Annotated in this window: 34 protein-coding genes; 1 reads left to right on the top strand and 33 read right to left on the bottom strand. The window is 44.1% G+C overall.

Annotated features, from left to right (window positions below; all coding sequences use genetic code 11):
• Positions 1-26 precede the first annotated feature (26 nt).
• Entirely contained in the window at positions 27-2,849 is a 2,823-nt protein-coding gene (gene uvrA, locus AC0L3Y_RS06575) for an excinuclease ABC subunit UvrA (protein WP_473470018.1), read from the top strand.
• A gap of 141 nt (positions 2,850-2,990) precedes the next feature.
• Here the strand turns inward: uvrA and rplQ are convergent, their stop codons facing one another.
• The 33 genes from rplQ to rpoC form a co-directional block, all read right to left on the bottom strand.
• Positions 2,991-3,368, bottom strand: coding sequence for a 50S ribosomal protein L17 (rplQ, locus tag AC0L3Y_RS06570; protein ID WP_036163156.1), 378 nt, complete (start codon positions 3,366-3,368; stop codon positions 2,991-2,993).
• A gap of 42 nt (positions 3,369-3,410) precedes the next feature.
• On the bottom strand, positions 3,411-4,415 hold the full coding sequence (locus AC0L3Y_RS06565) for a DNA-directed RNA polymerase subunit alpha (RefSeq protein ID WP_473470017.1): 1,005 nt from the start codon (positions 4,413-4,415) through the stop codon (positions 3,411-3,413).
• A 33-nt stretch (positions 4,416-4,448) separates the two neighbouring features.
• Positions 4,449-5,069, bottom strand: coding sequence for a 30S ribosomal protein S4 (rpsD, locus tag AC0L3Y_RS06560; protein ID WP_473470016.1), 621 nt, complete (start codon positions 5,067-5,069; stop codon positions 4,449-4,451).
• A 16-nt stretch (positions 5,070-5,085) separates the two neighbouring features.
• Entirely contained in the window at positions 5,086-5,478 is a 393-nt protein-coding gene (gene rpsK / locus AC0L3Y_RS06555) for a 30S ribosomal protein S11 (RefSeq protein ID WP_012071913.1), read from the bottom strand.
• A gap of 66 nt (positions 5,479-5,544) precedes the next feature.
• Positions 5,545-5,901 carry a 30S ribosomal protein S13 gene (rpsM, locus tag AC0L3Y_RS06550; RefSeq protein ID WP_473470014.1) on the bottom strand — a complete coding sequence of 119 codons (357 nt, stop codon included), beginning with the start codon at positions 5,899-5,901 and terminating at the stop codon, positions 5,545-5,547.
• Positions 5,902-6,029: 128 nt separating this feature from the next.
• Positions 6,030-6,143: a 50S ribosomal protein L36 gene (gene rpmJ, locus AC0L3Y_RS06545; protein ID WP_012071915.1), complete on the bottom strand. Its 114-nt coding sequence runs from the start codon at positions 6,141-6,143 to the stop codon at positions 6,030-6,032.
• A gap of 24 nt (positions 6,144-6,167) precedes the next feature.
• On the bottom strand, positions 6,168-7,496 hold the full coding sequence (gene secY, locus AC0L3Y_RS06540; protein WP_473470013.1) for a preprotein translocase subunit SecY: 1,329 nt from the start codon (positions 7,494-7,496) through the stop codon (positions 6,168-6,170).
• Positions 7,497-7,931: a 50S ribosomal protein L15 gene (gene rplO, locus AC0L3Y_RS06535; protein WP_473470012.1), complete on the bottom strand. Its 435-nt coding sequence runs from the start codon at positions 7,929-7,931 to the stop codon at positions 7,497-7,499. It lies immediately after the preceding gene.
• 1 nt (position 7,932) lies between these two features.
• On the bottom strand, positions 7,933-8,118 hold the full coding sequence (rpmD, locus tag AC0L3Y_RS06530) for a 50S ribosomal protein L30 (protein WP_036163144.1): 186 nt from the start codon (positions 8,116-8,118) through the stop codon (positions 7,933-7,935).
• A 6-nt stretch (positions 8,119-8,124) separates the two neighbouring features.
• Positions 8,125-8,625, bottom strand: a complete 501-nt coding sequence (gene rpsE, locus AC0L3Y_RS06525; RefSeq protein ID WP_473470011.1) for a 30S ribosomal protein S5 — start codon at positions 8,623-8,625, stop codon at positions 8,125-8,127.
• A gap of 10 nt (positions 8,626-8,635) precedes the next feature.
• Positions 8,636-8,986, bottom strand: coding sequence for a 50S ribosomal protein L18 (rplR, locus tag AC0L3Y_RS06520; protein WP_036163139.1), 351 nt, complete (start codon positions 8,984-8,986; stop codon positions 8,636-8,638).
• Between the two features lie 10 nt (positions 8,987-8,996).
• Positions 8,997-9,530: a 50S ribosomal protein L6 gene (gene rplF / locus AC0L3Y_RS06515; RefSeq protein WP_473470010.1), complete on the bottom strand. Its 534-nt coding sequence runs from the start codon at positions 9,528-9,530 to the stop codon at positions 8,997-8,999.
• Positions 9,531-9,538: 8 nt separating this feature from the next.
• Complete coding sequence (rpsH, locus tag AC0L3Y_RS06510) at positions 9,539-9,931, bottom strand: 30S ribosomal protein S8 (RefSeq protein WP_473470009.1); 393 nt, start codon at positions 9,929-9,931, stop codon at positions 9,539-9,541.
• Positions 9,932-10,060: 129 nt separating this feature from the next.
• Complete coding sequence (gene rpsN, locus AC0L3Y_RS06505; RefSeq protein ID WP_473470008.1) at positions 10,061-10,366, bottom strand: 30S ribosomal protein S14; 306 nt, start codon at positions 10,364-10,366, stop codon at positions 10,061-10,063.
• Between the two features lie 12 nt (positions 10,367-10,378).
• Positions 10,379-10,918, bottom strand: coding sequence for a 50S ribosomal protein L5 (gene rplE, locus AC0L3Y_RS06500; protein WP_036163132.1), 540 nt, complete (start codon positions 10,916-10,918; stop codon positions 10,379-10,381).
• A 17-nt stretch (positions 10,919-10,935) separates the two neighbouring features.
• On the bottom strand, positions 10,936-11,253 hold the full coding sequence (rplX, locus tag AC0L3Y_RS06495; protein ID WP_036163130.1) for a 50S ribosomal protein L24: 318 nt from the start codon (positions 11,251-11,253) through the stop codon (positions 10,936-10,938).
• 17 nt (positions 11,254-11,270) lie between these two features.
• On the bottom strand, positions 11,271-11,639 hold the full coding sequence (rplN, locus tag AC0L3Y_RS06490; RefSeq protein ID WP_473470007.1) for a 50S ribosomal protein L14: 369 nt from the start codon (positions 11,637-11,639) through the stop codon (positions 11,271-11,273).
• Between the two features lie 50 nt (positions 11,640-11,689).
• Positions 11,690-11,950, bottom strand: coding sequence for a 30S ribosomal protein S17 (rpsQ, locus tag AC0L3Y_RS06485; RefSeq protein ID WP_473470006.1), 261 nt, complete (start codon positions 11,948-11,950; stop codon positions 11,690-11,692).
• A 2-nt stretch (positions 11,951-11,952) separates the two neighbouring features.
• Positions 11,953-12,144 (bottom strand): 50S ribosomal protein L29, encoded by a 192-nt coding sequence (rpmC, locus tag AC0L3Y_RS06480; RefSeq protein ID WP_024023521.1) that lies wholly within the window; start codon positions 12,142-12,144, stop codon positions 11,953-11,955.
• Positions 12,145-12,558 (bottom strand): 50S ribosomal protein L16, encoded by a 414-nt coding sequence (rplP, locus tag AC0L3Y_RS06475; protein WP_036163123.1) that lies wholly within the window; start codon positions 12,556-12,558, stop codon positions 12,145-12,147.
• A 10-nt stretch (positions 12,559-12,568) separates the two neighbouring features.
• Complete coding sequence (gene rpsC / locus AC0L3Y_RS06470) at positions 12,569-13,249, bottom strand: 30S ribosomal protein S3 (protein ID WP_036163122.1); 681 nt, start codon at positions 13,247-13,249, stop codon at positions 12,569-12,571.
• Positions 13,250-13,263: 14 nt separating this feature from the next.
• On the bottom strand, positions 13,264-13,596 hold the full coding sequence (rplV, locus tag AC0L3Y_RS06465) for a 50S ribosomal protein L22 (RefSeq protein ID WP_012071931.1): 333 nt from the start codon (positions 13,594-13,596) through the stop codon (positions 13,264-13,266).
• 14 nt (positions 13,597-13,610) lie between these two features.
• Complete coding sequence (gene rpsS, locus AC0L3Y_RS06460) at positions 13,611-13,886, bottom strand: 30S ribosomal protein S19 (protein ID WP_036163121.1); 276 nt, start codon at positions 13,884-13,886, stop codon at positions 13,611-13,613.
• 15 nt (positions 13,887-13,901) lie between these two features.
• Positions 13,902-14,726: a 50S ribosomal protein L2 gene (gene rplB / locus AC0L3Y_RS06455; protein WP_024023526.1), complete on the bottom strand. Its 825-nt coding sequence runs from the start codon at positions 14,724-14,726 to the stop codon at positions 13,902-13,904.
• A gap of 14 nt (positions 14,727-14,740) precedes the next feature.
• Complete coding sequence (rplW, locus tag AC0L3Y_RS06450; RefSeq protein WP_036163119.1) at positions 14,741-15,037, bottom strand: 50S ribosomal protein L23; 297 nt, start codon at positions 15,035-15,037, stop codon at positions 14,741-14,743.
• A complete protein-coding gene (gene rplD / locus AC0L3Y_RS06445; protein WP_473470005.1) occupies positions 15,034-15,639 on the bottom strand; it encodes a 50S ribosomal protein L4 in 606 nt (201 codons plus the stop codon). The genes rplW and rplD overlap by 4 nt, the downstream gene beginning before the upstream one ends.
• Before the next feature lie 12 nt (positions 15,640-15,651).
• On the bottom strand, positions 15,652-16,290 hold the full coding sequence (gene rplC / locus AC0L3Y_RS06440) for a 50S ribosomal protein L3 (protein ID WP_473470004.1): 639 nt from the start codon (positions 16,288-16,290) through the stop codon (positions 15,652-15,654).
• 127 nt (positions 16,291-16,417) lie between these two features.
• Positions 16,418-16,729: a 30S ribosomal protein S10 gene (gene rpsJ / locus AC0L3Y_RS06435; protein ID WP_009834626.1), complete on the bottom strand. Its 312-nt coding sequence runs from the start codon at positions 16,727-16,729 to the stop codon at positions 16,418-16,420.
• Between the two features lie 207 nt (positions 16,730-16,936).
• Positions 16,937-18,160 (bottom strand): elongation factor Tu, encoded by a 1,224-nt coding sequence (tuf, locus tag AC0L3Y_RS06430; RefSeq protein WP_473470002.1) that lies wholly within the window; start codon positions 18,158-18,160, stop codon positions 16,937-16,939.
• Between the two features lie 35 nt (positions 18,161-18,195).
• Positions 18,196-20,289, bottom strand: a complete 2,094-nt coding sequence (fusA, locus tag AC0L3Y_RS06425) for an elongation factor G (RefSeq protein WP_473470001.1) — start codon at positions 20,287-20,289, stop codon at positions 18,196-18,198.
• Between the two features lie 21 nt (positions 20,290-20,310).
• Positions 20,311-20,784: a 30S ribosomal protein S7 gene (rpsG, locus tag AC0L3Y_RS06420; RefSeq protein WP_473470000.1), complete on the bottom strand. Its 474-nt coding sequence runs from the start codon at positions 20,782-20,784 to the stop codon at positions 20,311-20,313.
• Positions 20,785-20,883: 99 nt separating this feature from the next.
• Positions 20,884-21,255 carry a 30S ribosomal protein S12 gene (gene rpsL, locus AC0L3Y_RS06415; RefSeq protein WP_013659444.1) on the bottom strand — a complete coding sequence of 124 codons (372 nt, stop codon included), beginning with the start codon at positions 21,253-21,255 and terminating at the stop codon, positions 20,884-20,886.
• Positions 21,256-21,392: 137 nt separating this feature from the next.
• Positions 21,393-25,595 carry a DNA-directed RNA polymerase subunit beta' gene (gene rpoC / locus AC0L3Y_RS06410; protein WP_473469999.1) on the bottom strand — a complete coding sequence of 1,401 codons (4,203 nt, stop codon included), beginning with the start codon at positions 25,593-25,595 and terminating at the stop codon, positions 21,393-21,395.
• Between the last annotated feature and the right edge of the window lie 48 nt (positions 25,596-25,643).

Below are 25,643 nucleotides of genomic sequence, written 5' to 3'. Positions count from 1 at the left end.
GTTGATCAATTTTACATTGGAGACTCATGGATACCATTACCATACGCGGAGCCCGCACCCACAATTTAAAAAATGTGGACCTAGACATCCCAAGAGACAAACTTGTGGTGATAACTGGTCTGTCTGGCTCCGGTAAATCCTCTCTTGCCTTTGATACTTTGTATGCCGAAGGCCAACGTCGCTATGTAGAATCACTGTCTACTTATGCGAGACAGTTTTTATCTATGATGGAAAAACCTGATATCGACCATATTGAAGGTCTTTCTCCTGCCATCTCTATTGAACAGAAATCAACGTCTCACAATCCTAGATCAACAGTAGGCACAATAACAGAAATATACGATTACCTAAGATTGCTATTTGCACGAGCAGGACAACCTCGCTGCCCAGATCATGGTGAACCTTTAGAGGCGCAAACCATATCACAAATGGTCGATAAAATTATATCTCTACCTGAAGAAACTAAGATGATGTTGCTTGCACCTATCGTCAAGGATAGAAAAGGTGAGCACTTACACACTATCAGTGATTTACTATCAAAAGGCTTTATCCGCGCACGTATAGATGGCATCGTTGTGGATTTAGATGATGCACCAGCGTTAGAAAAAAATAAAAAACATACCATAGAAGTTGTCATTGACCGTTTCAAAGTAAGAGCAGATTTACAGTTGCGTCTTGCTGAATCTTTCGAGACTTGCTTGGCATTGTCTGATGGCATCGCAAAAGCCATCAACATGGATGATAACAAAGAAGAATACATTTTCTCCAGTAAGTTCGCTTGCCCAGTTTGTGGCTATAGTTTGACCGAGCTTGAGCCTAGACTTTTCTCATTCAATAATCCAAATGGCGCTTGTCAAACCTGTGATGGTTTAGGCACGCACCAAATGTTTGATCCAGACCGCATTATTCAAGATGAAACTCTGACGTTAGCCGAAGGCGCTATTCGTGGTTGGGGAAGACGCAGTATCTTTTACTATCAGCAACTAAGCGCGCTTGCGAAACACTATGATTTTGATATTGAATCTAAGTACAAAGATATCCCTAATGAGTTTAAAAAGCGCATATTAGAAGGCTCTGGTAAAGATAAGATAGATTTTATCTACATCAATGAGCGCGGCGATAAAATGATTCGCTCGCACTCTTTTGAAGGCGTTATCCCTAACTTACAACGTCGCTATCATGAAACAGAATCCGATAGTGTACGTGATGATCTATCACAGTACATTAGTGTTCAGCCTTGCCCAGAATGTCATGGAGCTCGCCTGAACCGTTCAGCACGCAATGTCTTCATCAGTGAGCAAACTTTACCTGAAGTTGTTACTTACCCTATTGCCGATTGTTTAAAGTATTTTGAAACTCTTGATTTACCCGGCGCTCGCGGTGAAATAGCCTCAAAAATATTGAAAGAAATCCGTGACAGGCTGACTTTCTTGGTAAACGTTGGCTTAGACTATCTTACTCTAGACAGAAAAGCTGATTCTTTATCGGGCGGCGAAGCACAGCGTATCAGATTAGCCAGTCAAATTGGCGCTGGCCTTGTTGGCGTCATGTACATACTTGATGAGCCATCTATCGGCTTACATCAGAGAGATAATGAGCGACTAATAGCCACCCTTACTCGATTACGTGATCTGGGTAACACAGTTATCGTTGTTGAACATGATGAAGACGCCATTCGTATTGCTGATTTTGTTGTCGATATTGGCCCTGGCGCAGGCGTTCACGGCGGACAAATCATCGCCAGCGGCACACCTCAAGATATTATGGATTGTCCAGAATCTGTGACAGGACAGTATCTAACAGGAAAGCGCAAAATAGAAATTCCAGCCATTCGTAACAAAGCCAAAGACGGTAAATCACTTAATCTAATAGGCGCAACAGGCAATAACTTAAATACGGTCGATTTGAAAATTCCAGTAGGTGTTATGACCTGTGTGACCGGCGTTTCTGGCTCAGGTAAATCAACTTTAGTAAACGGCACCTTATACCCTCTTGCTGCGACTGCATTGAATGGTGCAACAACTCTAAAAGCAGCGCCTCATGATAGTATTGAAGGACTGGACTTGTTTGATAAGTGTGTTGATATAAACCAGAGCCCTATCGGCCGCACACCAAGATCAAACCCTGCGACCTATACTGGCATTTTCACTCCTATGCGTGAGCTATTCTCAGCTACACAAGAAGCTCGCTCTCGTGGCTATAAACCGGGCCGGTTCAGTTTCAATGTAAAAGGTGGGCGCTGTGAAGCTTGTCAAGGCGATGGCGTTATCAAGGTCGAGATGCATTTCCTTCCTGATGTGTATGTACCATGTGATACCTGTAAAGGTAAGCGCTATAACCGTGAAACATTAGAAATTCATTACAAAGGCAAGAACATTCACCAGTGCCTTGAAATGACAATTGAAAACGCCCGTGAATTCTTTGATGCTGTTCCTTCTATTGCCCGTAAACTGCAGACACTCATGGATGTAGGTTTAGGCTACATTCGTTTAGGACAAGCAGCTACTACGCTATCAGGGGGTGAAGCGCAGCGAGTTAAGCTGGCCAAAGAACTTTCTAAACGCGACACAGGAACAACTTTGTATATTCTTGATGAGCCAACCACTGGTTTGCATTTTGCGGACATCGAACAGTTACTTAAAGTACTTCACAGACTGCGAGATCACGGTAATACCGTGGTAGTCATTGAACATAACTTGGATGTCATCAAAACAGCGGATTGGGTTGTCGACTTAGGTCCTGAAGGCGGAAGTGGTGGTGGTTTTATCATTGCAGAAGGCACGCCTGAAGAGGTGGCTCAATCCGAGAAATCTCATACTGGAAGGTTCTTAAAAGGAATGCTGAACTAAAGATTCTTTCAAATAAGAAACAAAAATGGCTGATAAAATTCATTTCATCAGCCATTTTTTATCTGCACTTTGATTAAGTAACCCAATTTTTAGTGCAAAAAAAGCCGAGCAGAAGCTCGGCTTTTTAATTACAAACTGATATTACTCAGCGGCTTCAGCAACTGGTCGATCGACCAATTCAACATAAGCCATAGGTGCATTGTCACCAGTACGGAAACCACATTTTAGAATGCGGATATACCCACCAGGACGAGATTGGTAACGAGGACCAAGCTGCGTAAACAATTTACCTACTGCATCTTTGCTACGAGTACGAGCAAAGGCAAGACGACGATTCGCAACGGAATCAATTTTCGCCAATGTGATTAACGGCTCAGCAACACGACGTAATTCTTTTGCTTTAGGCAACGTAGTTTTAATAACTTCGTGCTCAAACAAAGAAGCAGCCATATTTTTAAACATCGCTTTACGATGTGAGCTAGTACGGTTTAAGTGACGTCCACTCTTACGATGACGCATTTTACATTCCTTACCAAACTACGGTGGTCAGGGAACAATGACCTAGCGAGCTAGAACTTTGCTATCGTCTTTTAAACTAGCTGGTGGCCAGTTTTCTAGACGCATTCCCAAAGACAAACCACGCTGTGCTAAAACATCTTTGATTTCAGTTAACGACTTTTTACCTAGGTTAGGCGTCTTAAGAAGCTCAACCTCAGTACGTTGAATCAAATCACCGATGTAATAAATGTTCTCTGCTTTTAAACAGTTAGCACTGCGAACGGTTAACTCAAGATCATCAACCGGGCGTAGCAAAATTGGATCAATCTCATCCTCTTCTTCTTCAACAGGTGCTTCGCTTTCGCTTTCAAGGGCGACAAAAACAGCGATTTGTTGTTGAAGAATAGTCGCTGCGCGACGGATAGCTTCTTCAGGATCGATCGTACCATTGGATTCGATGTCTAAGACTAGCTTATCCAAATCTGTACGTTGCTCTACACGAGCATTATCGACACTATAAGCCACACGGCGAACAGGGCTGAATGAGGCATCAAGCTGCAAGCGACCAATTGGACGAGTCTCATCGTCGCTAGCAACACGAGCATCAGCAGGCTCATAACCACGACCACGAGCGACTTTGATCTGCATATTTAACTCTGCAGTGTCATCTAAGTGCGCAATTACATGATCTGGGTTAGCGATCTCTGCATCAGCAACCAACTGGATATCACCAGCTGTTACGATTCCAGGACCTTTTTTACTTAGAGTAAGAGTTGCTTCATCTTGCCCGTGTAGAGCGATCGCAACTCCTTTCAGGTTAAGAAGAATCTCAATTACATCTTCTTTAACCCCTTCGATTGCGCTGTATTCGTGTAATACACCGTCGATTTCAACTTCAACAATCGCACAACCTGGCATAGAAGATAAAAGAATACGACGTAATGCGTTACCTAAAGTATGACCAAAACCACGTTCTAGTGGTTGTAGGGTAACTTTAGCACGGCAATTGCCTAACTCTTGAACTTCAATGTTGCGTGGGGTTAACAATTCGCTCACTGAACGCTGCATAGATCCACCTATTTCTTAATCCTAATCACCAACTTACTTAGAGTAAAGTTCGACAATTAGGTTCTCATTAATTTCAGCTGATAAATCGGCACGTTCTGGAGCAGCTTTAAAAGTAGCTTCCAGTTTAGTTGAATCAACTTCGATCCAATGGATCGGTGCGCGACCTTTAGATAGCTCTAGTGCGTTTTGAACACGCAATTGCTTCTTAGCTTTTTCACGGATAGACACAACATCACCAGCTTTAACTTGGTAAGATGCAATGTTAACCGTAGCGCCATTTACTAGAATGCCTTTATGGCCAACTAATTGGCGAGCTTCCGCACGTGTAGAACCAAAACCTGCGCGATAAACAACGTTATCTAAACGTGATTCCAAAAGTTGTAACAAGTTTTCACCCGTTGCGCCTTTGAAACGAGCAGCAGATTTGTAGTAATTACTAAATTGCTTTTCAAGTACTCCGTACATACGACGTACTTTTTGTTTCTCACGTAATTGTAAGCCGTAATCAGAAAGACGACCGCGACGTGCACCGTGCACACCAGGAACCGTATCTGCTTTACATTTTGACTCAAGAGCGCGTGAACCGCTCTTCAATTGCAAGTCGGTACCTTCACGACGAGACAACTTACAAGTTGGACCTATATAACGAGCCATGTATCTGTCTCCTCAGTTAAACGCGACGTTTCTTAGGTGGACGGCAACCGTTGTGCGGGATTGGCGTCACATCTGTGATGTTATTAATACGCAAGCCCAATGCATTTAATGCACGAACTGCGGACTCACGACCAGGGCCAGGACCCTTGATCATTACGTCGACGTTTTTAAGGCCAAATTCTTGTGCGACAGTACCGGCACGTTCCGCTGCTACTTGAGCTGCGAAAGGAGTACTTTTACGAGATCCGCGAAAACCAGAACCACCTGCAGTAGCCCAAGACAAAGCATTGCCTTGGCGGTCGGTGATAGTCACGATCGTATTATTAAATGACGCGTGTACATGAGCAACACCGTCGACGACCGTCTTTTTGACTTTTTTCTTGGTATTGCGCGTAGCTGGCTTAGCCATATTGCACTTTCCTATTTAATGCTCAGCTCTAGCCTAACTTTGTGGCTAGAGCGAAACGCGTTTAAATTACTTACGAATAGGCTTACGAGGGCCTTTTCGTGTACGAGCGTTCGTTTTGGTACGTTGACCACGAACTGGTAGGCTGCGGCGATGACGAATCCCGCGATTACAACCTAGGTCCATCAAGCGTTTGATAGACATACTGACTTCACGACGTAAGTCACCCTCTACAGTGTACTTAGCAACTTCACCACGAAGTTCATCAAGGATATCATCACTTAATGAACCGATTTTCGCAGTTTCAGCAACACTCGTAGCAGCGCAAATAGCGCGTGAACGAGTGCGACCAATTCCGAAGATGTAAGTCAGAGAAATGACCGCATGTTTATTGTCAGGAATATTGACACCGGCTATACGAGCCATTCATTTTACTCCGTTGTTATTGATGATTAACTGATAATTCATCACTTTACTTTCATGAGGGCGGCTGATTATGCCTATCTTTAGGACATAAATCAACCACCCTTTCCTATCATCGAGCAGACTCGTTATTAACCTTGACGTTGTTTATGACGAGGCTCAACACAAATCACTCGAACTGAACCGTTACGACGAACGATTTTGCAGTTACGACAGATTTTCTTTACAGATGCACGTACTTTCATGTTCAACTCCAAAACCTATGTTTATCACATAAGGCCATTCGGACCATAACCAGTCAGATTAGATTTCTTCATTAATGACTCGTATTGCTGACTCATCAGATGACTTTGTACCTGGGACATAAAGTCCATGACAACCACAACTACGATCAACATAGAAGTACCGCCAAAGTAGAATGGAACATTCCACGCAACAACAAAGAACTGAGGCATCAGAGACACTAGAGTGATGTACAAAGCACCAAACAATGTCAAACGGGTCATTACACCATCAATATATCGAGCTGTATGATCACCTGGACGAATACCCGGCAAAAATGCACCGGACTTTTTCAAGTTATCTGCCACATCTTTAGGGTTGAACACTAGAGCTGTATAGAAAAAGCAAAAGAAAACAATTGCGATCGCAAACAACAGCACATAGAGCGGTTGCCCTGGAGCTAGAGCCAAAGAGATATTTTGCAACCATTCCATTCCATCACCTTGACCGAACCATTGACCGATCGATGCAGGGAAAAGAAGGATACTTGAAGCAAAGATAGGCGGTATTACACCAGCCATATTTACTTTAAGCGGCAAATGACTCTTTTGTGCGGCAAACACTTTTTTGCCTTGTTGACGCTTAGCATAATTAACCGTTATACGACGTTGACCACGTTCGATGAAAACAACGAAAGCGATTGTCGCAATAGCCATTATACCAATAAGCAACAAAGCTAAAATATTGATATCACCTTGACGGGCCGATTCAAATGAGCGAGCTAAAGCAGATGGCAGACCAGCAACAATACCTGCAAAGATTAGAATGGATATACCATTACCAATACCTTTTTCAGTAACCTGCTCGCCTAACCACATCAAAAAGACAGTACCAGCAACAAGAGTCACAACAGCAACAGCATAGAATTCTATACCACTACTAAAAGAGATACCTTGACTTGCAAGACCAACCGCCATACTGGCAGATTGGACAAGAGCAAGAAGAACCGTACCATAACGAGTGTATTGAGTAATCTTACGACGACCCGCCTCACCCTCTTTTTTCAACTGCTCTAGCTGCGGACTCACGACCGTCAATAACTGCATAATAATAGAGGCAGAAATATAGGGCAAAATACCAAGCGCAAAAATACTCATTCGCTCGAGTGCGCCCCCTGAGAATACGTTAAATAAACTCAGAATTGTGCCTTCATTTTGATCAAATAATGCAGACAACCTGTCAGGGTTAATACCCGGAACAGGAATATGCGCACCGATTCGGTATACAATAATTGCTAAGAACACAAAACGGATACGAGACCAAAGCTCGCCTAATCCTTTTTGCATCCCAGCAGGTAGTGAGCCACGCTTTGCCATTTATTCCTCGACTTTTCCGCCAGCTGCTTCAATTGCTGCACGAGCACCTTTAGTCACTTTAAGACCACGTACTGTAATCGCTTTGTCGATAGAACCAGACAAGATTACACGAGCCGTCTTAATTTGATGACCAAGAATGTCGGCGCCTTTAAGAGCAGCCAAATCTACAACTTCAGCATTTACGGCAGCAAGTTCGTTCAAACGAACTTCAGCAACATATTTTGCCTGACGTGAAGTGAAACCAAATTTTGGCAGACGTTTCTGCAAAGGCATTTGACCACCTTCAAAACCAGGTTTTACTGAGCCACCAGAACGAGACTTAAGACCTTTATGGCCACGTCCACCGGTTTTGCCCAAGCCGCTACCAATACCGCGACCAACACGTTTAGGAGCATGCTTGCTACCTTCGGCAGGACTAATTGTATTTAAAAACATATTACTCTCCTACCACTTTAACCATGTAATAAACTTTATTAACCATGCCACGTACAGCTGGAGTATCTTCCAGCTCACGAGTTTGGCCAACTTTACGCAAACCCAAGCCTTTAACAGTTTCACGGTGCTTTGGAAGACGACCGATCGGGCTACGGGTTAGTTGAACTGTGATGGTATTATTCGCCATAACACATTACCCCAAAATTTGATCGACTGACTTACCGCGTTTTGCCGCGATTTGTTCAGGTGCTTTCATATTCTGCAAACCTTTAATCGTAGCGCGAACTACGTTTACTGGGTTTGTAGAACCGTAACATTTAGCCAGTACGTTGTGAACGCCAGCGATTTCAAGAACCGCACGCATTGCACCACCGGCGATAATGCCAGTACCTTGTGAAGCAGGCTGCATGTAAACATTAGATGCCCCATGGTTAGCTTTAACAGGATACTGAAGAGTATCACCATCCAATCTAACAGAGACCATGTTACGACGAGCTTGCTCCATAGCTTTTTGAATAGCTTGTGGAACTTCACGTGCTTTGCCGCGACCGAAGCCAACTTTGCCATTTCCATCACCGACAACTGTCAAAGCAGTGAAAGAGAAGATACGACCACCCTTTACAACTTTAGCAACTCGGTTTACTTGAACTAGCTTCTCTTGGAGGTCGCTAGTTTGTTGATCATTAACTGCCATTTGCTACCCCTTAAAACTCTAGACCGGCTTCACGTGCAGCGTCAGCAAGAACCTGAACGCGACCGTGGTATTTAAAGCCAGAACGGTCAAAAGCGACCGCAGTGACACCTGCTTCTTTAGCGCGAGTAGCAATCAAAGTACCGACTTCTTTAGCCGCTGCTTTGTTACCTGTCGCTGTAGCACGTAGAGCTTCTTCAAGAGTAGAAGCACTAGCAAGTACTTTACTACCACAAGGAGAAATCACTTGAGCATACATATGGCGTGGTGTGCGATGTACAGTAAGACGATTCGCACCTAACTCACGAATATGTAAGCGCGCACGACGTGCACGACGAATCCGAGATTGTTTTTTAGTGTTCATGAATGCCTACCTACTTCTTCTTAGCTTCTTTACGACGAATAATTTCGTCAGCATAACGAACACCTTTACCTTTATAAGGCTCTGGTGGACGGAAACCGCGAACTTCTGCAGCTACCTGACCAACGGCTTGTTTATCAATACCTCTGATCACGATTTCTGTTTGAGAAGCACATTCAGCTGTTATGCCTTCAGGTAATTCATAATCTACTGGATGAGAAAAACCCAGAGATAGGTTAAGCACATTGCCCTTAAGAGCAGCACGGTAACCAACACCTTGAAGAAGCAATCTTTTCTCGAAACCTTGGCTTACACCAACAACCATGTTGTTGACTAAGGCACGAGTTGTACCAGCTAAGGCACGGCTTTGTTTTGCACCATCGCGTGCAGCGAAGGTAATAACATTTTCTTCTTTAGCCACTTGAACGCTTGTGTGGACATTAAACTCTAAAGAACCTTTACCGCCTTTTACGACGACAGTTTGGCCATTTAAAGTCAAATCTACACCACTAGGAAGCGTCACGGGACTATTAGCAACTCGAGACATACTAACTCCTAGAATACAGTGCAGATTACTTCGCCACCAATACCAGCAGCACGAGCTGCACGGTCTGTCATCACACCTTTAGAGGTAGAGATGATTGCAACACCAAGACCAGCTTCTACTTTAGGTAGAGACGCTGTACCTTTGTATTGACGCAAACTTGGGCGCGATGCGCGTTTAATTTGTTCGATAACCGGCTTACCTTCGTAGTATTTCAACTCGATAGTAAGGGTCGGTTTCACTGCTTCGTCTACAGAGAAGTTACCTACGTAACCTTCTTCGCGTAGAACTGCAGCGACAGATGCTTTCATTTTTGATGAAGGCATACTCACAGATGTCTTTGAAGCCATCTGCGCATTACGAATACGTGTGAACATATCCGCAAGGGTATCTTGCATACTCATTTAAGAGCTCCTAATTTAAAAACCATTGTGCAGCAAATAGAGCTCGCGCATAGTACACAGCAGCGAGCGGAATGTCCAGCTTTTAGACACCCCACCCACTGCTATGTATTATGACCGCGCTCTACTTGCTTACCAACTAGCTTTCTTCAAGCCTGGTACATCACCGCGCATAGCTGCTTCACGCAGTTTGATTCTTGATAAACCAAACTTACGATAAACACCATGTGGACGACCCGTTACTTGGCAACGGTTACGCTGGCGAGAAGAAGATGAATCGCGTGGAAGCGCCTGTAACTTAAGTGATGCTTCCCACTTTTCATCGTCCGATGCATTAACGTCGCTAATGATCGCTTTTAGAGCAGCACGCTTTTCAGCATACTTAGCCACTAATTTAGTACGTTTTGCTTCGCGCTGAATCATTGAGATTTTAGCCATGATTCCTACCTCTTATTTCTTGAAAGGGAAATTAAAGGCTGCTAACAAAGCACGACCTTCTTCATCGGTACGAGCAGTCGTTGTAATGGTAATATCCATACCACGTACACGGTCTACTTTATCGTAATCGATTTCAGGGAAGATGATTTGCTCTTTAACACCCATGCTGTAGTTACCACGACCATCGAAAGACTTTGGATTAAGTCCTCGGAAGTCACGGATACGTGGAATAGCAACATCAACCAAACGGTCGAAGAAATCCCACATACGCTCGCCACGTAGAGTTACTTTACAACCGATCGGGTAACCGTCACGGATTTTAAAGCCTGCTACTGACTTACGAGCCTTAGTTACTACAACTTTTTGGCCGCTAAGTGCTTCTAGATCATTTACCGCATGTTCAAGAAGTTTCTTGTCTGCGATAGCTTCACCAACACCCATATTCAATGTGATTTTAGTGATTTTCGGCACTTGCATCACATTTTGGTAGCTGAACTCTTCAGTAAGAGTCGCTACTACTTTATCTTTATAAACTTGCTTAAGTCTCGCCATGGCTATAATTCTCGCTCTTAGGCGTCGATCGCTTCACTATTTGATTTAAAGATACGCACTTTCGTACCATCTTCGTTCAATTTAAAGCCGACGCGATCCGCTTTACCAGTAGCATTGTTAAAAATGGCTACATTCGAAACCTGGATAGGTGCTTCTTGTTCAACGATACCACCAGTTGAACCCTTCATAGGGTTTGGTTTTTCATGCTTCTTAACAGTATTAATGCCAGAAACTAGAACTCGGTTTTCGTCAACTACCTTAACAACCTTACCGCGTTTGCCTTTATCTTTCCCAGCAATCACAATAATTTCGTCGTTACGTTTGATTTTACGCATAAATGTCCCCTTCCCTCTTACAGCACTTCAGGTGCAAGAGAAACAATTTTCATGAATTGCTCTGTACGCAATTCACGTGTTACAGGGCCAAAGATACGAGTACCAATCGGCTGTCCTGAAGCATTCAATAAAACCGCTGAGTTAACATCAAAACGGATTACTGAACCATCTGGACGACGAACACCTTTCTTAGTTCTAACGACTACGGCGTTAAGAACCTGCCCTTTTTTAACACGACCACGAGGGATCGCTTCTTTAACCGTGACCTTAATGATGTCACCAATAGCAGCATAACGACGGTGTGAGCCACCCAGCACTTTAATACACTGAACACGTTTTGCGCCGCTGTTATCAGCAATATCAAGCATCGATTCTGTTTGAATCATAACTGCTCTCCAATCAAATTAGATAACAAGTCTCACGAGGAAATAGCAGCTTATACAGCTGCTGCTTTCTCAACAACTTGAACCAAGTTCCAAGTCTTAGACTTAGAATAAGGGCGTGTTTCCACAACCTTTACGGTATCACCGATCTGGCATTCATTGTTTTCATCGTGAGCGTGTAATTTAGTTGAACGACGTACAAACTTACCGTAAAGAGGATGTTTTTCTGTACGTTCAACTAGTACTGTAATGGTTTTATCCATTTTGTCGCTGACTACTTTACCAGTAGCTGTACGCGCATTTGTTTCTGCCATCTTTAGTTACCTGCCTTATCATTAAGCACGGTTTTAACACGTGCGATATTGCGGCGGACTTGCGAAAGCAAATGAGTTTGCGCCAGCTGACCAGTAGCTTTCTGCATGCGCAATGTAAATTGCTCACGTAGAAGCTCAATCAAGGTCGCTTGTAGCTCTGCTACAGACTTTTCTTGCAGTTCTTTTGCTATCATCTACATCACCGTACGCGTTACGAAAGTTGTGGACAAAGGAAGTTTAGCAGCAGCCAATGCGAAAGCTTCGCGTGCTAGTTGCTCTGAAACGCCCTCAACTTCATAAAGCATCTTACCAGGTTGAATCTGTGCAACCCAGTATTCTACATTACCCTTACCTTTACCCTGACGAACCTCAAGAGGTTTCTGAGTAATCGGCTTATCAGGGAACACACGAATCCAAATTTTACCACCACGTTTGATGTGACGAGTCATTGCACGACGCGCCGCTTCAATTTGACGAGCAGTAAGACGACCACGCTCTGTGGACTTTAATCCGAATTCACCAAAGCTAACTTGGTTTCCGCGTAATGCAAGACCACGATTACGGCCCTTCATCATTTTGCGGAATTTAGTACGTTTCGGTTGTAACATGACTTACCCCCTACTTAGACTTCTTCTTTTGTGCGCCTTTATCAGCACGCACTTGTTCAATACCGCCCAAGATTTCGCCTTTAAAGATCCACACTTTCACGCCAATAATGCCGTAAGTTGTGTTTGCTTCATAAGGAGCGTAGTCGATGTCAGCACGAAGTGTATGCAAAGGCACACGACCTTCACGGTACCACTCAGCACGTGCAATTTCTGCACCGCCTAGACGACCACTAACCTGAACCTTGATACCTTTCGCTCCAGCACGCATAGCGTTTTGTACTGCACGCTTCATAGCTCGACGAAACATAACTCGACGCTCAAGTTGGCTTGCGATATTTGCCGCAACCAATTTAGCATCCATTTCAGGTTTACGAATCTCTTCAATGTTGATGTGGACAGGTACGCCCATCATTTCAGAAACTGCATTACGTAGTTTCTCAACATCTTCGCCTTTCTTACCAATCACAATACCCGGACGGGCAGTATGAATTGTAATACGGGCGCTTTGAGCAGGACGTTGAATCTCGATACGAGACACAGAAGCCTGGACCAATTTTTTCTCCAAGTACTCACGAACCTGAAGATCATTTAATAGTAGCTTAGAGTAGTTTTGATTATTAGCATACCAAGTAGAAGTATGATCTTTAACTATCCCTAGGCGTATACCAGTTGGATGAACCTTCTGACCCATTGGGTTTCTCCTAATTAGTCAGCGACTTTAACTGTTATATGGCAACCGCGTTTTAAAATACGGTCAGCACGGCCTTTGGCACGTGGCATTATACGCTTCAGAGTCATAGCCTCATCAACATACGCCGTAGAAACACGCAAGTCATCTACATCAGCACCTTCGTTATGCTCAGCGTTAGCTATAGCAGACTCTAGTACTTTCTTGACAATTACTGCCGCCTTCTTAGGACTGAACGTTAAAATGTTCAGTGCTTCGCTAACAGATTTGCCGCGGATTTGATCTACAACCAAACGGGCCTTCTGCGCTGAGAGGCGAGCACCCTTCAATGAAGCTTTTACTTCACTCATGTTAATACCCCTTATTACCGTTTGGCTTTCTTGTCCGCAGCATGACCACGATATGTACGGGTCGGAGCGAACTCACCCAATTTATGACCGACCATATCTTCAGTTACTAGAACTGGAACATGCTGGCGACCATTATGGACAGCGATAGTCAACCCTACAAAATCAGGGAAGATAGTAGAACGGCGCGACCAAGTTTTAATTGGACGACGATCTTTTTTCTCTACCGCAGCCTCTACCTTTTTCAACAAATGAAGGTCGATAAAAGGACCTTTTTTTAGTGAACGTGGCACAGTCGTTTCCTCTTATTACTTAGTACGGCGACGTACAATAAGTTTATCAGTACGCTTGTTGCTGCGTGTTTTGTACCCTTTAGTAGGCACACCCCATGGTGTAACTGGGTGACGACCACCTTTGCTACGACCTTCACCACCACCATGTGGGTGATCAACTGGGTTCATCGCCGAACCGCGAACGGTAGGACGAACACCACGCCAACGCGTAGCACCAGCTTTACCAAGAACTCGTAAGCTATGCTCAGAGTTTGATACTTCACCCAAAGTAGCACGACATTCAGTCAATACTTTACGCATTTCACCTGAACGCAGGCGAAGAGTAACGTAACGACCCTCACGAGCAACTAGCTGAGCAGAAGTTCCGGCAGAACGTGCAATCTGTGCACCCTTACCAGGCTTAAGCTCGATACAGTGAACCGTACTACCAACAGGAATATTTTGCAGAGGCAAAGTATTACCAGCTTTGATAGGCGCATCTGCACCACTAAAAACAACAGCACCAGCCACCATACCTTTGGAAGCGATAATGTAACGACGCTCACCATCAGCATATTTAATCAATGCAATATTTGCAGAACGGTTTGGATCATACTCCAAACGCTCAATTACCGCAGGAATTCCGTCTTTGTTACGACGAAAATCAACCATACGATAATGCTGCTTATGACCACCACCTACGTGACGCGTAGTGATGCGTCCGTTATTGTTACGTCCACCAGATTTGCTTTTCTTTTCAAGCAAAGGTGCATATGGTGCGCCTTTGTGCAAATCGTTGTTGGTAACTTTAACAACGTGACGACGGCCTGCAGACGTTGGCTTACTTTTTACAACAGCCATTGACCTATCTCCCCTTATTCAGCGACCATGAAATCAATGTCTTGGCCTTCAGCCAAACGTACGTACGCTTTTTTCACGTCACTACGTTTACCTAGACCACGAACTGTACGCTTTGTTTTACCTTTTTGGTTCAACGTGCGGACAGACTCAACTTTGACTTCAAAAAGCGCTTCGATAGCTTGTTTGATTTCAGGTTTCGTTGCATCACCAGTTACACGAAAAACATACTGACCATTGCCATCGGCTACGATCGTTGCTTTTTCGGAAATGTGTGGACCCAACAGAACTTTATAAATGCGTTCGCCGATCATGCTAGTGCCTCCTCAACTTGTTTCAGAGCACCAACTGTCACCAACACTTTGTCGTAAGCAATCAAGCTAACAGGGTCGATAGACGCTGCATCACGCACATCTACGTTAGGAATGTTGCGAGCCGCTAAAAATAAATTGTCATCCAAATCATTGGAAACAATCAAAGCGTTCTCAATATTCAATTCTGCCATTTTCGCTATGAATAGCTTAGTCTTCGGAGCTTCCAATGTAAGCTCTTCAACTACAACAAGACGGTCTTGGCGTACAAGCTCAGACCAGATGGTGCGCATTGCTGCACGGTACATCTTCTTGTTCACTTTCTGAGAGTGATCTTGCGGTTTTGCAGCGAAGGTAACACCACCAGAGCGCCATAAAGGGCTACGGATAGTCCCTGCACGAGCACGACCAGAACCTTTTTGTTTCCAAGGTTTGCGTCCACCGCCAGCTACTTCAGAGCGTGTTTTTTGAGCACGTGAGCCTTGACGAGCGCCAGCCAAGTAAGATGTAACTACTTGGTGAACCAACGCTTCGTTATATTCACGAGCAAAGGCTACATCAGAAACTTCTACAGTTCCTTCAGTGCCTGTTAGATTCAAGTTCATTGTCTACCCCTCTTAGCGAGCTTTAACAGCTGATTGAAGAATAACGTCACCATTCACTGCACCAGGTACGGCACCTTTCACTAGGATAAGGTTACGTTCTGTGTCTACACGAACCACTTCTAGTGATTGAGTAGTTACTTGTGCAGCGCCCATATGGCCAGCCATCTTCTTGCCTTTCCAAACACGACCAGGTGTTTGACATTGACCGATAGAGCCAGGAGCACGGTGAGACAACGAGTTACCATGTGTAGCGTCTTGCATACTGAAATTGTGACGCTTAATGGCACCTTGAAACCCTTTACCCTTTGATTGACCAGTTACATCAACCATTTGGATAGATTCGAAATCAGCAACAGTTAGCTCATCACCAACATTGATTTCTTTTTCGTCACCTGCCAGGCGGAACTCCCACAAACCACGACCTGCTTCAACATTCGCTTTTGCATAATGACCCGCAGCAGCTTTGTTAACGCGGCTCGAACGGCGAGCACCAACAGTTACTTGAATAGCTTGATAGCCATCAGTTTCTGCTGTTTTCACCTGAGTAACGCGGTTCGGTTCAACCTCGATGACGGTTACTGGCACGGATACACCATCTTCAGTGAAGATACGTGTCATTCCGGCTTTGCGTCCGACTAATTGAATAGTCATTTTTTACCTCATTTGCCAGTTGTGTATGGGGCTATCACCCGCTACGGCTGACCATTCCAGATCATTCCACTAATGTGCATAAGCCGACTGATATCCAGTCGGTTCTCGCACCCCAAACTTTAAGCTATTAACCTAAAGAAATTTGTACTTCCACGCCTGCCGCAAGATCTAGTTTCATTAGAGCATCAACTGTTTTTTCAGTTGGCTCAACGATGTCTAGTACGCGTTTGTGTGTACGGATTTCATACTGATCACGCGCATCTTTGTTTACGTGTGGTGAAATCAATACTGTATAACGCTCTTTGCGAGTAGGAAGTGGAATCGGTCCACGTACTTGCGCACCTGTGCGTTTCGCTGTTTCCACAATTTCTTGTGTTGAAGCATCGATCAGACGATGATCAAACGCTTTCAAACGAATACGGATTTTTTGGCTTTGCATTTCCAACTCCAAATACAATGTTTTATATGGCTTAACTGTACATTTATTAAACCACAATCCTTTTTTAAGGACGGCGAATATTAGCCATTCGAAAACTGGTTGTCAAGTAACCAATTTATGAAGGATAAAAATAAACAACAAAATAAAAAGGCCACCCAATACGGGCAGCCTTTTCCAAATCTCAAACAATTAAATATGAATATCTAATTATTTAATGATTTTAGCTACAACACCAGCACCAACTGTACGACCACCTTCACGAATCGCGAAACGTAGACCTTCGTCCATCGCGATTGGGTGAATTAGCTCAACAGACATTTGAATGTTATCACCAGGCATAACCATTTCTACGCCTTCAGGAAGAGAACATGCACCAGTTACGTCAGTTGTACGGAAGTAGAACTGTGGACGGTAACCTTTAAAGAATGGTGTATGACGACCACCTTCATCTTTACCCAACACATAAACTTCTGCTTCGAATTCTGTGTGAGGTGTGATAGAACCAGGCTTAGCCAATACTTGACCACGCTGAACATCTTCACGCTTAGTACCACGTAGCAAGATACCACAGTTCTCACCAGCACGACCTTCGTCAAGAAGCTTACGGAACATCTCAACACCAGTACAAGTTGTTTTAGTAGTATCAACGATACCAACAATTTCAACTTCTTCTTGGATGCGGATGATACCACGCTCAACACGACCAGTAACAACAGTACCACGACCCTGGATAGAGAATACGTCCTCGATCGGCATTAGGAATGCACCATCGATAGCACGCTCTGGCTCAGGAATATATTCGTCAAGAGTTTCAACAAGTTTCTTAACAGCTGTAGTACCCATTTCGTTAGCATCTTCGCCATTCAACGCCATAAGCGCAGAACCTGGGATAATTGGAGTATCATCACCTGGGAAGTCGTATTCAGAAAGAAGGTCACGCAATTCCATTTCAACCAACTCTAGCATTTCAGCGTATTCTTCAGAATCCGCACCACCACAGTCTTCAGCCAACAAGTCAGCTTTGTTTAGGAAAACTACGATGTAAGGAACACCTACTTGACGAGAAAGCAAGATGTGCTCACGAGTCTGAGGCATAGGACCGTCAGTCGCACCACAAACAAGGATAGCGCCATCCATTTGAGCCGCACCAGTGATCATGTTTTTAACATAATCGGCGTGACCAGGACAGTCTACGTGTGCATAGTGACGAACAGGAGAATCATACTCAACGTGAGAAGTTGAGATAGTGATACCACGCTCGCGCTCTTCAGGAGCATTATCGATACCGTCAAAAGCAACAGCGGTTCCGCCGAATACTTCTGCACATACACGAGTCAATGCTGCAGTTAGAGTTGTTTTACCGTGGTCAACGTGACCGATAGTACCAACGTTAACGTGTGGTTTATTACGTTCGAATTTACTCTTTGCCATGATACATACACCTTAAGAATTAGTAAGTATGATGATTAATCTTCATTTTTGATGATCGCGTCTGCCACACTAGCCGGTGCTTCAGCGTATTTCTCAAACTCCATCGCATAACTTGCACGCCCTTGCGACAAGCTACGCACATCAGTTGCATACCCAAACATCTCCCCTAAAGGAACTTCTGCTCGAATAATTTTTCCCGATGGGGAATCGTCCATCCCCTGAACAATACCACGACGACGATTCAGGTCACCCATCACATCACCCATGTATTCTTCTGGGGTTACAACTTCCACTTTAATTACAGGCTCAAGAACACAAGGATCAGCATCAGCCGCTCCTTTTCTTAATCCCTGAGAAGCTGCAATTTTAAAGGCCATTTCATTAGAGTCAACATCATGGAATGAACCATCGAACAGCACTACCTTGATACCCAACAAAGGATACCCAGCAATAACGCCATTCTTCATTTGCTCTGAAACACCCTTCTCTATTGCAGGGATGTATTCTTTAGGAATAGCACCACCAACAATCTCGTTAACAAACTCAAGCCCATCTTTATCAGTTGGGATTAACTTCATCACGACGTGACCGTATTGACCACGACCACCAGATTGACGCACAAATTTGTGATTAATCACCACTTCTTTGCGAATTTTTTCGCGGTAGGAAACTTGAGGCTTACCAATGTTAGCCTCCACCTTAAACTCGCGACGCATACGGTCAACAAGTATATCAAGATGCAGCTCACCCATACCGGAAATAATTGTTTGCCCTGTTTCCTCATGTGTTTCCACACGAAAAGACGGGTCTTCTTGCGCCAGTTTACCTAACGCAACACCCATTTTTTCCTGATCAGCTTGAGACTTAGGCTCAACCGCCACAGAAATAACAGGCTCTGGAAACTCCATACGCTCCAGCACAACAACATCATTCATATCACAAAGTGTATCACCTGTAGTTACATACTTCATACCTACAGCAGCAGCAATATCTCCTGCCAAAACTTCTTTGATCTCTTCACGATTATTTGCATGCATCTGAACCATTCGACCAATACGTTCACGCTTCTGCTTAACAGAATTATAAACCGCATCACCAGAACGCAACATCCCAGAATACACACGAATAAATGTCAGTGTACCGACAAATGGGTCCGTCGCTATTTTGAAAGCCAATGCAGAGAACGGAGCCTCATCATCAGCAATTCGAGTAACGACAGTTTCACCATCTTCAAGCGTCCCCTCTATCGCTTTGACTTCAAGCGGAGAAGGCATATATTCAACAACAGCATCCAGAACAGCTTGCACACCTTTATTCTTAAAGGCAGAGCCACATGTAACTAAGACTATGTCATTAGCTAAAGTACGAGCCCGCAAACCGCTCTTAATTTCCTCAACAGACAACTCACCCTCTTCAAGGTATTTATCCATTAACTCATCATTTGCTTCCGCAGCAGCTTCAACCATCTGCTCTCGCCACTCTAACGCAGTATCAAGAAGCTCAGCAGGAACATCCTCTAAAGAGAACGTCATTCCATGATCTTCTTCATTCCACATTATCGTCTTCATCAAAACTAGATCAACAACACCTCTGAAATCTTCTTCGGTGCCGATATTAATTTGAATCGGAACAGCATTCGCGCCAAGACGCTCTTTTAACTGACGAACTACTGAAAAATAATCAGCACCTGTACGGTCCATTTTATTAACGAACACCATACGAGGAACTTCATACTTATTAGCCTGCCGCCAAACTGTCTCAGTTTGAGGTTGAACGCCAGAAGAACCACAAAGCACAACAACTGCACCATCCAAGACCCGCAAAGAACGTTCTACTTCAATAGTAAAATCTACATGCCCTGGTGTATCTATAATATTGATACGATGCTGTTCAAACTGTTTACTCATACCACTCCAGAAACAAGTTGTTGCTGCTGAAGTTATAGTAATACCGCGCTCTTGCTCTTGCTCCATCCAATCCATTGTTGCTGCACCATCGTGCACTTCACCAATTTTATGGGACAAACCAGTATAGAAAAGAACGCGTTCAGTTGTCGTCGTTTTACCTGCATCAACATGCGCACAGATACCGATATTACGGTAGCGGTTGATAGGTGTTTTACGTGCCACTGGGTATACTTCTCCGGATGATTAGAAACGGTAGTGAGAGAATGCTTTGTTAGCTTCTGCCATGCGATGAACGTCTTCACGTTTCTTAACAGCAGAACCTTTATTTTCAGCAGCATCTAAAATCTCGCCCGCTAAACGCAAAGCCATAGATTTTTCACCACGCTTACGAGAAGCATCAACCAACCAACGCATAGACAATGCTGCGCGACGAGCTGGACGAACTTCAACAGGAACTTGATAAGTAGCACCACCAACACGGCGAGACTTAACCTCTACCATTGGCTGGATAGATTCTAGTGCTTTTTCGAATACAGCCATAGGCTCATCTGTTTTAGCACGCTCTGAAACAGTTTGAAGCGCATTATAAACAATGCTCTCTGCAACAGATTTTTTACCACTAACCATTACGTGGTTAATGAATTTAGCGAGTAGCTGGCTTCCGTGTTTAGGATCCGGAAGGACATCACGCTTAGCGACGACGCGTCTTCTTGGCATATCTATACCCTCTTCAGGTTCGCCCGAGACAATTAAATGATTGCTCGGCCTTACTGTATTACAAAATTATGTCTAAACGATGAACTAAGTAGCATTAGCTTACTTAGGACGTTTAGTACCGTATTTAGAACGACCTTGCTTACGATTTTGTACGCCTGAAGTATCTAAACTACCGCGAACTGTGTGATAACGAACACCTGGCAAATCTTTTACACGACCGCCACGGATCAATACGACACTATGTTCTTGTAGGTTATGACCTTCACCACCAATGTAGGAAGTTACTTCAAAGCCGTTAGTCAAGCGAACACGACATACTTTACGCAAAGCCGAGTTAGGCTTTTTAGGTGTAGTAGTATATACGCGAGTGCAGACACCGCGGCGTTGCGGACAAGCTTGTAACGCAGGAACGTCACTCTTTGCCACTTTACGTTTACGTGGTTTACGAACCAACTGGTTAACGGTTGCCATTAGACAAGCTCCACAAATCCAATTCTTATGACGGAAATCGCCAAAATTAAGGAGGCGCAAGTTTAATTTGCGCCTATAAAACAGTCAATAGGGAGGCGACTAAAAAATCACCTCCCTCGCGATTTAACAACAAATAACTAGTCTTTCAGTGCTGCACTCAATGCTTCTTCCACATCTGATGCACTCACTGTCGCACTTACTTCATTTGCTGCTAGCGCAAGCTCTTTCTTCCTCTTGCGCTCATTATGGTAAGCCAAACCTGTACCAGCTGGTATCAAGCGACCTACTACAACGTTTTCTTTCAAGCCACGTAAGTGATCTTTCTTACCAGTAACGGCACCTTCCGTAAGAACTCGAGTAGTCTCTTGGAAAGATGCTGCTGATATAAAGGACTCAGTAGCCAATGATGCTTTTGTAATACCTAGAAGCACACGTTCATACTTGGCAGGGAATTTACCCTCTGCTTCCGCTTTTTCGTTTGCATCTAGAAGTTTAGTCAATTCAACTTGGTCACCTTGGATTAGATCCGTATCACCAGATTCACCAACTTCTACTTTACGTAACATCTGACGAACGATAACTTCAATGTGCTTATCGTTAATCACAACACCTTGTAAACGGTAAACCTCTTGAACTTCATTACCGATATAATCAGCCAAAGCCTCTACACCTTGAAGACGCAAAATATCATGAGGGCTTAAAGGACCATCGGCAATGATTTCACCTTTCGCCACTTCTTCACCATCAAATATGTTGATTTGACGCCATTTTGGAATCAATGTTTCAACAGGGTCACTGCCGTCTTGCGGCGTAATAACCAAACGAATCTTACCTTTTGTTTCTTTACCAAAACTCACTACACCCGTTGTTTCCGCCATAACAGCTGGATCTTTCGGACGACGAGCTTCGAATAAATCGGCCACTCGTGGCAAACCACCGGTAATATCTTTGTTACCAATAGATTCTTGTGGAATACGAGCAAGAACCTCACCTGACTTAACTGTCGCACCATGATCTAGGCTCAACAATGCTTTTTCAGGAAGCATATACTGTACAGGAGAATCAGTACCAGGGATCAACACAGGATTACCTTCTGCATCCACAACAGCAATCATAGGACGTAAATCTTTACCTGCTGCCGGACGATCTCGAACTTCTAATACTTCAATGGTAGTAAGACCCGTCATTTCGTCCGATTGACGGCGAATAGTAACGTTTTCTTCCATGCCACTAAATTCTAGACGACCCTGCATCTCTGAAACGATTGGATGTGTATGCGGATCCCAGTTTGCAACGATTTGACCCGCTACAACAGAATCACCTTCACGCACACTCAATACTGCACCGTAAGGAAGCTTATAACGCTCTTTCTCACGGCCAGCTTCATCAGCTATAGCCAATTCAGATGAACGAGAAGCCACAACCAAATGACCCGTATCACGCTCGATACTCTTCATTTTATGGAAACGTACAGTACCAGCACTCTTAACTTGAACGCTATCAACAGCAGATGCACGAGATGCAGCACCACCGATGTGGAATGTACGCATCGTTAACTGAGTACCAGGCTCACCGATAGATTGGGCAGCAACAACACCGATTGCTTCACCAATGTTAACCTGATGACCACGAGCCAAATCACGCCCGTAACACTTAGCACACACACCATGACGCGTATCACAAGTGATAACAGAACGGATCAACATCTCGTCAACACCTGCCGCTTCGATTGTACGAACATTATGCTCATCAATCAGAACACCAGCTGGAAGCACTAAATTACCTTTAGTATCAATCACATCTTGAGCCACTACACGACCCAAAACACGATGACCTAAAGGAACAACTACATCACCACCTTCGATCATTGCGTTAACAACGATACCATTTGAAGAGCCACAATCGACTTCAGTAATTACCAAATCTTGTGCCACGTCAACTAGACGACGAGTCAAGTAACCAGAGTTAGCTGTTTTCAATGCTGTATCGGCAAGACCCTTACGCGCACCGTGTGTAGAGGTAAAGTACTGAAGTACTGATAAACCTTCACGGAAGTTTGCAGTGATCGGTGTTTCAATGATGGAACCATCTGGTTTTGCCATCAAACCACGCATACCACCCAACTGACGCATCTGCGCAACACTACCACGGGCTCCAGAGTCAGCCATCATATATACAGAGTTGAAAGATTGCTGCTCAACCGTTTCACCTGCTTTATTGACAGTTGTCTCTTTTGCCAAGTTTTTCATCATAGCTTCGGTAACAGTTTCGTTTGTACGAGACCACAAATCGATTACCTTGTTGTACTTCTCGCCTTGCGTTACAAGACCATCCGCATATTGGTATTCGATTTCTTTTACTTCCGCTTCTGCTTTCGCAATGATTTCAGCTTTTTCTGGAGGGATAACAAAGTCATCAACACCTACAGAAGAACCCGACGCAGTCGCATAGGCAAAACCTGTATACATCAACTGATCAGCAAAAATACAACTCTCTTTCAAGCCAACCTTACGGTAACATTCGTTGATTAAATTAGAGATTGCTTTTTTCTTCATGGTTTGGTTAACCACAGAGAACGGTAGGCCATCAGGAACAATATCAAACAATAAAGCTCGACCAACGGTTGTATCAGCAATAAAAGTAGACGGCACTTTATCACCATCAAGTGTTGTATCAACCTGACTAATGCGCACTTTTACTTTGGCTTGTAAATCAACTTGTTTCGCACCATACGCACGATGTACTTCTTTGATGTCAGAAAACGCCATGCCTTCACCCTTGGCATTGATTCTCTCACGAGTCATGTAGTACAGACCCAATACAACGTCCTGAGAAGGAACAATGATAGGCTCGCCGTTTGCTGGAGATAAGATGTTGTTCGTAGACATCATCAAAGCACGCGCTTCTAGCTGAGCTTCAATTGTCAACGGAACGTGAACCGCCATTTGGTCTCCATCGAAATCGGCGTTATAGGCCGCACACACAAGTGGGTGCAACTGAATCGCTTTACCTTCGATCAACATAGGCTCAAACGCTTGGATACCCAAACGGTGAAGTGTTGGTGCACGGTTCAACATCACTGGATGTTCACGGATAACCTCATCAAGGATATCCCACACTTCAGGTGTTTCACGCTCAACCATTTTCTTAGCAGCTTTAATTGTCGTCGCCATGCCACGAAGCTCAAGCTTAGAGAAAATGAATGGCTTGAATAACTCAAGCGCCATTTTCTTCGGTAGACCACACTGATGCAGGCGCAAAGATGGACCTACAGTAATTACAGAACGACCCGAGTAATCAACACGCTTACCTAGCAAGTTCTGACGGAAACGACCTTGCTTACCTTTGATCATGTCTGCCAAAGATTTAAGAGGACGCTTGTTAGAACCAGTAATAGCGCGACCGCGACGACCATTATCAAGCAAGGCATCTACAGACTCTTGCAACATACGTTTTTCGTTACGTACGATAATATCTGGAGCCGAAAGCTCAAGTAGGCGCTTTAGACGATTATTACGGTTAATAACTCGACGATACAAATCGTTCAAATCAGACGTCGCAAAACGGCCACCTTCAAGAGGTACCAACGGACGAAGATCTGGTGGAAGAACAGGCAATACATCCAACACCATCCATTCAGGATTGTTGCCAGAGTGAAAGAATGCTTCAACCAATTTAAGACGTTTAGACAACTTCTTAATACGAGTTTCAGAATTCGTGCTGTTTAGTTCTTCGCGCATGCGATTGATTTCTTCAGGCATATCTAAATCACGCAACAACATTTGAACAGCTTCAGCACCCATGCGGGCATCGAATTCGTCACCGAACTCTTCTAGCGCTTCAAAATATTGCTCATCATTCAACAACTGCCCTTTATCAAGCGTAGTCATACCTGGATCAATCACAATGAAAGATTCAAAATACAACACTCGCTCAATGTCACGTAAAGTCATATCCATGATAAGACCAATACGAGACGGAAGAGATTTTAGGAACCAAATGTGTGCAACAGGCGATGCAAGCTCAATGTGTCCCATGCGTTCACGACGCACCTTAGACAGAGCCACTTCAACGCCACACTTCTCACAGATAACTCCACGGTGTTTCAAACGCTTATATTTACCACATAAGCATTCATAGTCCTTAATAGGACCAAAGATTTTTGCACAGAACAAGCCGTCACGTTCAGGTTTGAACGTACGATAGTTGATGGTTTCCGGTTTCTTAACTTCACCGTAAGACCATGAACGAATCATATCTGGTGATGCCAAGCCGATACGGATCGCATCAAACTCGTCAGATTGTCCTTGTGATTTTAGAAGACCTAATAAGTCTTTCATGTGTATTCGCCCCACTCGTAAGGCCGGGGAGTCTTGCTCCCCAGCAGG

Source organism: Marinomonas sp. GJ51-14 (genome assembly GCF_055808695.1).
This window is presented reverse-complemented; position numbering and strand designations above follow the sequence as displayed.

Excerpts from the sequence above, each read along its gene's own strand:
- uvrA (WP_473470018.1), top strand. The coding sequence starts at position 27 with ATGGATACCATTACCATACGCGGAGCCCGCACCCACAATTTAAAAAAT.
- rplQ (WP_036163156.1), bottom strand. The coding sequence starts at position 3,368 with ATGCGTCATCGTAAGAGTGGACGTCACTTAAACCGTACTAGCTCACAT.
- AC0L3Y_RS06565 (WP_473470017.1), bottom strand. The coding sequence starts at position 4,415 with ATGCAGCGTTCAGTGAGCGAATTGTTAACCCCACGCAACATTGAAGTT.
- rpsD (WP_473470016.1), bottom strand. The coding sequence starts at position 5,069 with ATGGCTCGTTATATAGGTCCAACTTGTAAGTTGTCTCGTCGTGAAGGT.
- rpsK (WP_012071913.1), bottom strand. The coding sequence starts at position 5,478 with ATGGCTAAGCCAGCTACGCGCAATACCAAGAAAAAAGTCAAAAAGACG.
- rpsM (WP_473470014.1), bottom strand. The coding sequence starts at position 5,901 with ATGGCTCGTATAGCCGGTGTCAATATTCCTGACAATAAACATGCGGTC.
- rpmJ (WP_012071915.1), bottom strand. The coding sequence starts at position 6,143 with ATGAAAGTACGTGCATCTGTAAAGAAAATCTGTCGTAACTGCAAAATC.
- secY (WP_473470013.1), bottom strand. The coding sequence starts at position 7,496 with ATGGCAAAGCGTGGCTCACTACCTGCTGGGATGCAAAAAGGATTAGGC.
- rplO (WP_473470012.1), bottom strand. The coding sequence starts at position 7,931 with ATGTTTTTAAATACAATTAGTCCTGCCGAAGGTAGCAAGCATGCTCCT.
- rpmD (WP_036163144.1), bottom strand. The coding sequence starts at position 8,118 with ATGGCGAATAATACCATCACAGTTCAACTAACCCGTAGCCCGATCGGT.
- rpsE (WP_473470011.1), bottom strand. The coding sequence starts at position 8,625 with ATGGCAGTTAATGATCAACAAACTAGCGACCTCCAAGAGAAGCTAGTT.
- rplR (WP_036163139.1), bottom strand. The coding sequence starts at position 8,986 with ATGAACACTAAAAAACAATCTCGGATTCGTCGTGCACGTCGTGCGCGC.
- rplF (WP_473470010.1), bottom strand. The coding sequence starts at position 9,530 with ATGTCTCGAGTTGCTAATAGTCCCGTGACGCTTCCTAGTGGTGTAGAT.
- rpsH (WP_473470009.1), bottom strand. The coding sequence starts at position 9,931 with ATGAGTATGCAAGATACCCTTGCGGATATGTTCACACGTATTCGTAAT.
- rpsN (WP_473470008.1), bottom strand. The coding sequence starts at position 10,366 with ATGGCTAAAATCTCAATGATTCAGCGCGAAGCAAAACGTACTAAATTA.
- rplE (WP_036163132.1), bottom strand. The coding sequence starts at position 10,918 with ATGGCGAGACTTAAGCAAGTTTATAAAGATAAAGTAGTAGCGACTCTT.
- rplX (WP_036163130.1), bottom strand. The coding sequence starts at position 11,253 with ATGCGTAAAATCAAACGTAACGACGAAATTATTGTGATTGCTGGGAAA.
- rplN (WP_473470007.1), bottom strand. The coding sequence starts at position 11,639 with ATGATTCAAACAGAATCGATGCTTGATATTGCTGATAACAGCGGCGCA.
- rpsQ (WP_473470006.1), bottom strand. The coding sequence starts at position 11,950 with ATGGCAGAAACAAATGCGCGTACAGCTACTGGTAAAGTAGTCAGCGAC.
- rpmC (WP_024023521.1), bottom strand. The coding sequence starts at position 12,144 with ATGATAGCAAAAGAACTGCAAGAAAAGTCTGTAGCAGAGCTACAAGCG.
- rplP (WP_036163123.1), bottom strand. The coding sequence starts at position 12,558 with ATGTTACAACCGAAACGTACTAAATTCCGCAAAATGATGAAGGGCCGT.
- rpsC (WP_036163122.1), bottom strand. The coding sequence starts at position 13,249 with ATGGGTCAGAAGGTTCATCCAACTGGTATACGCCTAGGGATAGTTAAA.
- rplV (WP_012071931.1), bottom strand. The coding sequence starts at position 13,596 with ATGAGTGAAGTAAAAGCTTCATTGAAGGGTGCTCGCCTCTCAGCGCAG.
- rplB (WP_024023526.1), bottom strand. The coding sequence starts at position 14,726 with ATGGCTGTTGTAAAAAGTAAGCCAACGTCTGCAGGCCGTCGTCACGTT.
- rplW (WP_036163119.1), bottom strand. The coding sequence starts at position 15,037 with ATGATCGGCGAACGCATTTATAAAGTTCTGTTGGGTCCACACATTTCC.
- rplD (WP_473470005.1), bottom strand. The coding sequence starts at position 15,639 with ATGAACTTGAATCTAACAGGCACTGAAGGAACTGTAGAAGTTTCTGAT.
- rplC (WP_473470004.1), bottom strand. The coding sequence starts at position 16,290 with ATGACTATTCAATTAGTCGGACGCAAAGCCGGAATGACACGTATCTTC.
- rpsJ (WP_009834626.1), bottom strand. The coding sequence starts at position 16,729 with ATGCAAAGCCAAAAAATCCGTATTCGTTTGAAAGCGTTTGATCATCGT.
- tuf (WP_473470002.1), bottom strand. The coding sequence starts at position 18,160 with ATGGCAAAGAGTAAATTCGAACGTAATAAACCACACGTTAACGTTGGT.
- rpsG (WP_473470000.1), bottom strand. The coding sequence starts at position 20,784 with ATGCCAAGAAGACGCGTCGTCGCTAAGCGTGATGTCCTTCCGGATCCT.
- rpsL (WP_013659444.1), bottom strand. The coding sequence starts at position 21,255 with ATGGCAACCGTTAACCAGTTGGTTCGTAAACCACGTAAACGTAAAGTG.
- rpoC (WP_473469999.1), bottom strand. The coding sequence starts at position 25,595 with ATGAAAGACTTATTAGGTCTTCTAAAATCACAAGGACAATCTGACGAG.